Here is a 3,189-nt window from a genome sequence, read left to right on the forward strand (position 1 = left end):
ATTTTAGAAAACGGAAGTGGTTTTTTTAGAATTGGTGGGTCAATATTAATGTCAATCTCTTCAAAGAAATTAACCGCCCGAAGTGGAATCATTTTATTAGAATGTTTGTATTTAGTTTCATAAAATCCTAACATTTGATTTAACGAAAAATGTTCGAGTAAAAAATAGATGTCAATAAAATCCTTTACTCTTTTGCCCGAATTTATTATTGCATTTAACTTCATTGCGGCTATATCTTCCAAAGAAAGATAGGAAATTCCTTCTTCAGAAATCGGCTCGTTTAATAATGGATAATTATGACGTATAAAGTCGGTTTTTATCTCATTTATGGCGCATATTATTGTATTTCTCCTATTATAAACTAGATTTATTTTATATTTCTCGGAAAGATTTTCAATCAATTGAGCATCATCAAATTCGTCTTGAGTAAATAAATCAATATCAATCGAATTACGATGCCCTAATTTTAAAGCTAAAGCTGTTCCGCCAACCAAATAAAATCCTTTTAAAAAATCCAAAGATTGCAATTCTTGAATTAAAGTAAATGTTTCTGGTTTGATTATAAATGGGTCTTTACACAGCATAAAGCATATCTGAATTTAAAAAGAATTTACTAAAATCTTTATCTCTTTTGTCTAATTGCGCAGACCATTCTATGGTTTCTAAAATTTTTTCTAATGAATAATACCCCATCATTTCTTTCCAATCATTTATAGTTCCCATTTGTAAAATACGCTCAATAACAATCTTGTACGATTTGTCGTAGTTAAAGGTTTCTAAATCGTATTCCCATAGTAGAAACGCTGGAATATTTGGCTTTTTATTCTTTTTCATATATGCAAAAGTTATTTATCAGAGGTCATATATGGTATCGCTTTTATTTATAGGTGTTTGCCTGCTCAAACGGCTTGTTAATGGCGATTTCATAGCTACACAAATTTAAGCATTCTAAACCTAAATATCAATTTTTTCTATTTAAAGATTTGTTATAAAAATGGCTTCAATTATGCAAAAAGGTTTTTATGCACTATCTTTGTGCTTTATTTAGACAAAATCAATATAAGCTATGATACAAGTTTCTGAATCTGCAAGCAAAAAAATTGTCGATATGATGAAAGACGATGGTTTTGACGCATCACAAGATTACGTGCGAGTAGGCGTAAAATCTGGTGGTTGCTCGGGATTGTCGTATGATTTAACTTTTGACAAACAAATAGGCGAAAACGACAAAGTTTTTGAAGATAATAATATAAAAATTGCCGTTGAAAAAAAATCATTCCTCTATCTCGCAGGAACAATTTTAGAATTCTCTGGTGGTTTAAACGGAAAAGGATTTGTATTTAACAATCCAAACGCGAGTAGAACCTGCGGTTGCGGCGAGAGTTTTTCCTTATAAAACAACCCTTTCAGGGTTTAAAACCCTGAAAGGGTTAAATAAAATTAAAAAATGTCAAAATACACCGAGGACGATTTAAAAATCGAACTAGAAAACAAAGAATACGAATACGGATTTTACACTGATATTGAATCAGACACGTTTCCTATTGGTTTAAACGAAGATATTGTTCGTGCCATTTCACACCGAAAAGAAGAACCACAATGGATGACCGATTGGCGTATCGAAGCATTTCGAGCTTGGGAACAAATGACAGAGCCAGAATGGGCAAACGTACATTACGAAAAACCAGATTTTCAAGCTATTTCTTATTATTCTGCACCAAAAGCAATAGATCCCAATAAATCATTAGACGATGTAGATCCAGAACTTTTAGAAATGTATAAAAAGTTAGGAATATCCGTCGATGAACAAAAAATGATGAACAATGTTGCTATGGATATTGTAGTCGATTCCGTTTCGGTAGCGACAACATTCAAAAAAACATTGGGCGAAAAAGGAATTATATTCATGAGTATTTCCGAAGCAATTAAAGAACATCCTGAACTGGTAAAAAAATATTTAGGCACAATTGTTCCTCAAAAAGACAATTTTTACGCCGCATTGAACTCCGCTGTTTTCTCTGATGGAAGTTTTTGTTACATTCCCAAAGGCGTTCGTTGCCCAATGGAACTTTCTACTTATTTCCGAATTAATCAAGCGGGAACAGGACAATTTGAAAGAACATTACTGATTGCTGATGAAGGTAGTTATGTGAGTTATCTTGAAGGTTGCACTGCTCCAAGTCGTGATGAAAACCAATTGCATGCAGCGGTTGTTGAACTTATCGCTTTAGAGAATGCCGAAATAAAATATTCGACCGTACAAAACTGGTATCCTGGAAACAAGGAAGGAAAAGGCGGCGTTTTCAACTTTGTAACCAAAAGAGGTTTGTGCGAGAAAAATGCAAAAATTTCATGGACACAAGTAGAAACTGGTTCGGCAGTAACCTGGAAATATCCTTCTTGTATTTTAAAAGGTGACAATTCAGTGGGTGAATTTTATTCGATTGCTGTAACCAATAACTTTCAACAAGCCGATACAGGAACCAAAATGATTCACCTTGGTAAAAACACCAAATCGACCATAATTTCTAAAGGAATTTCGGCAGGAAAATCACACAATAGTTATCGTGGTTTGGTTAAAATTAGTCCAAATGCCGATAATGCTAGGAATTTTTCGCAATGCGACTCGCTTTTAATGGGAAACAATTGCAGCGCCAATACTTTTCCGTATATCGAAAGTAAAAATCCTTCGGCCAAAATTGAGCATGAAGCCACTACGAGTAAAATTGGCGAAGACCAAGTTTTTTATTGCAATCAACGTGGCATTCCAACCGAAAAAGCCATTGCTTTAATCGTTAACGGATTTAGTAAAGAAGTATTGAATAAACTACCGATGGAATTTGCTGTTGAAGCGCAGAAATTATTGGAAATATCACTTGAAGGTTCGGTAGGTTAATTTTTGTAAATTTGAATAAACACTATTAAATTACAATTGTTATGGAACTCATTTTAAAAAATGTTAAGAAAAAAGATTTACCAGTATTGAAATCATTGGCTAAATCATTGGGTTTTGAAATTGAAAAAGAAGACAAACCCTATAATCCAGAATTTGTAAAAGAAATTTTGGAGGCAGAACAAAGCTTAAAAAACGGTAAAGGAATTAAAATTAAATTAGAAGATTTGTGGAAGTAATTTATTCTGAAAAAGCTCAAAAAGACAGAGAATATTGGAAAAAATCTGGGAATAAGG

5 protein-coding genes are annotated in these 3,189 nt (G+C 33.0%); 3 read left to right on the forward strand and 2 right to left on the reverse strand.

Features of this window, described 5'->3' with window-relative positions; all coding sequences use genetic code 11:
- Together ACHZDT_RS21140 and ACHZDT_RS21145 are read right to left on the reverse strand one after the other, a co-directional pair.
- A partial coding sequence (locus ACHZDT_RS21140) for a nucleotidyl transferase AbiEii/AbiGii toxin family protein (RefSeq protein WP_394776685.1) occupies positions 1 to 584 on the reverse strand: 584 nt, incomplete at its 3' end.
- Positions 574 to 834: a DUF6922 domain-containing protein gene (locus ACHZDT_RS21145; protein WP_394776686.1), complete on the reverse strand. Its 261-nt coding sequence runs from the start codon at positions 832 to 834 to the stop codon at positions 574 to 576. The genes ACHZDT_RS21140 and ACHZDT_RS21145, both read right to left, overlap by 11 nt.
- A 232-nt stretch (positions 835 to 1,066) precedes the next feature.
- On the opposite strand from ACHZDT_RS21145, the gene ACHZDT_RS21150 reads away from it, so the two are divergent.
- From ACHZDT_RS21150 to ACHZDT_RS21160, 3 genes are read left to right on the forward strand one after another with little or no spacing between them, the layout of a single operon-like run.
- Positions 1,067 to 1,396: a HesB/IscA family protein gene (locus tag ACHZDT_RS21150; RefSeq protein WP_394776687.1), complete on the forward strand. Its 330-nt coding sequence runs from the start codon at positions 1,067 to 1,069 to the stop codon at positions 1,394 to 1,396.
- Positions 1,397 to 1,447: 51 nt separating this feature from the next.
- Positions 1,448 to 2,896 carry a Fe-S cluster assembly protein SufB gene (gene sufB, locus ACHZDT_RS21155; protein ID WP_394776688.1) on the forward strand — a complete coding sequence of 483 codons (1,449 nt, stop codon included), beginning with the start codon at positions 1,448 to 1,450 and terminating at the stop codon, positions 2,894 to 2,896.
- 41 nt (positions 2,897 to 2,937) lie between these two features.
- Positions 2,938 to 3,132 (forward strand): DUF2683 family protein, encoded by a 195-nt coding sequence (locus tag ACHZDT_RS21160; protein WP_394776689.1) that lies wholly within the window; start codon positions 2,938 to 2,940, stop codon positions 3,130 to 3,132.
- The last annotated feature ends 57 nt before the right edge of the window (positions 3,133 to 3,189 follow it).

The organism is Flavobacterium sp. (genome assembly GCF_043722275.1).
Taxonomy (GTDB): domain Bacteria; phylum Bacteroidota; class Bacteroidia; order Flavobacteriales; family Flavobacteriaceae; genus Flavobacterium.

Coding starts and splice junctions, on each gene's coding strand:
- ACHZDT_RS21145 (WP_394776686.1), bottom strand. CDS start 834: ATGAAAAAGAATAAAAAGCCAAATATTCCAGCGTTTCTACTATGGGAA.
- ACHZDT_RS21150 (WP_394776687.1), top strand. CDS start 1,067: ATGATACAAGTTTCTGAATCTGCAAGCAAAAAAATTGTCGATATGATG.
- sufB (WP_394776688.1), top strand. CDS start 1,448: ATGTCAAAATACACCGAGGACGATTTAAAAATCGAACTAGAAAACAAA.
- ACHZDT_RS21160 (WP_394776689.1), top strand. CDS start 2,938: ATGGAACTCATTTTAAAAAATGTTAAGAAAAAAGATTTACCAGTATTG.